Origin of the sequence: Alkalibacterium iburiense (assembly GCF_039521845.1) — a bacterium.
Taxonomy (GTDB): domain Bacteria; phylum Bacillota; class Bacilli; order Lactobacillales; family Carnobacteriaceae_A; genus Alkalibacterium; species Alkalibacterium iburiense.
On sequence record NZ_BAAACW010000113.1, the window covers coordinates 1 to 1,714 of the forward strand.

General features: G+C 38.6%; 2 protein-coding genes. Both read right to left on the reverse strand.

Annotation, left to right across the window (positions count from 1 at the left end; genetic code table 11):
* Window positions 1–71 precede the first annotated feature (71 nt).
* The gene (locus ABDZ53_RS09440; RefSeq protein ID WP_343755897.1) at window positions 72–1,439 is read right to left on the reverse strand and encodes an AbgT family transporter; all 1,368 of its coding nucleotides are present in this window, start codon (window positions 1,437–1,439) and stop codon (window positions 72–74) included.
* Window positions 1,420–1,596 (reverse strand): AbgT family transporter, encoded by a 177-nt coding sequence (locus tag ABDZ53_RS09445; RefSeq protein WP_343755895.1) that lies wholly within the window; start codon window positions 1,594–1,596, stop codon window positions 1,420–1,422. Before ABDZ53_RS09445 ends, ABDZ53_RS09440 begins: the two co-directional genes overlap by 20 nt.
* Window positions 1,597–1,714: the final 118 nt, after the last annotated feature.

The following is a 1,714-nucleotide window of genomic DNA, read 5'->3' on the forward strand; positions in this document are numbered from 1 at the left end:
CATAATAATCGGTACCAAGTCAATGACACCAAGGGTCAAAGGCTATTTTTTAACTGCAAAACTTGAGTTATTTAGATATAAACACCAATACCTGGTCCAAATGGCAGACCGAGCAGAGCAAATATAAAGAACAAAACGATCCATACTGCAAAGAACGCCAAACTGTAAGGAAGCATCAATGATATCAACGTACCTAAACCAGCGTCTTCATCATACTCTCGGACATATCCGAGTATAATAATAAAGTAAGTATTCATCGGGGTTAGAATATTGGTCGAAGAATCAGCAATTCGAAAAGCCGCCTGGATAAAGGCTGGATGGTAGCCTAATAGATAAAACATATGAAGAAATACAGGCGCTTGCAGAGCCCATTGTGCCGCACCACTGAAAATCAAAAGATTTAAAAGTCCTGTAAATAGAATAAAGACGAGAATAATCAATAATCCTGTCAGACCTATGGATTGTAGATAATTGGCTCCCGTCACTGCTAACCATGTGCCCATGTTTGACCACTCAAAGTAAGCAATGAATTGAGCTGCTGCAAAAATCAGTACAATAAATCCGGATAAATCTTTAATCGCTTCTCCCATAAAACGGGGCACATCATTGGATTTCTTAATACTGCCAACTGTTATACCGTAAGTAACCCCAATAATAATAAAAAACAGGGTGAGTATTGGAACGATTCCAGAAATCAACGGAGATGGAACCAGACCCCCGGTATCATTTCTCAATGGTGAATCGGGAAGCATGATCACTCCAACTAATAAACCTAAATAGACAAGTATCGCCATTCCAGTATTACGAAGGCCCTTCACTTCTAAAGGTGAAGGTTCTTCAAAGCTTTTCTCTACTTCTCCTTCATACGTTCCAAGACGGGGTTCAATGACTTTTTCTGTAATCCAAGCACCGACAAGTGGTAAAATTAATGCTGAGACTAAGAGGAAGTACCAATTATCTACAGGTGTAACAATGACATCCGGGTTAATCCCTTGCATAACATCTGTCGAAATACCTGATATGACCACATCCGTATTGGCTATGATAATATTGGCTGTAAACCCTGCACCTGCCCCTGCAAAACCAGCAGCTAAACCGGCAAGCGGATGACGTTTCAGATTATAAAACACCATAGCTGCAAGGGGCGGAATAATAACAAAGGAGGCATCCCCGGCAATATTTCCGATGACACCAGCAAACACTACAGCATAAGTGACCAGTCTCTTAGGCGCTTTAACAATTGTATGTTTAATAAAAGTTTCCAGGAGTCCTTCCTTGTCTGCCACACCGATACCAAGCATTAAGGTTAATACAATGCCTAGAGGAGTGAAACCGACAAAGTTGTCTAGCATAGATGTCAGTATAAATTGAAAGCCGTCTCTGGACATTAAATTATTAATGGCTGCTTCTTCCATCGTTTCAGGATGAATAAAGGACACTGTCAAATAAAGAGATGACTCCAGATAATACTATAACTATAAGTGCTAAAGTAATAAATAGAATAAAGGGGTTAGGGAGTTTATTTCCAATTCGTTCAAAAGCATTTAAAAATCGATTAAAACGTGATTCATTTGTTCGGTTATTTTTTGAGCTCATTTGTTTGCCTCCTATTTTTGAATAGTTATGTTTGTTCAATTAATAGTTTGATTATGGTGTCAAAACCCCATAATTTTAAGCACTTAATCAACTTGAAATGCTCAAAAGTATACAGTTT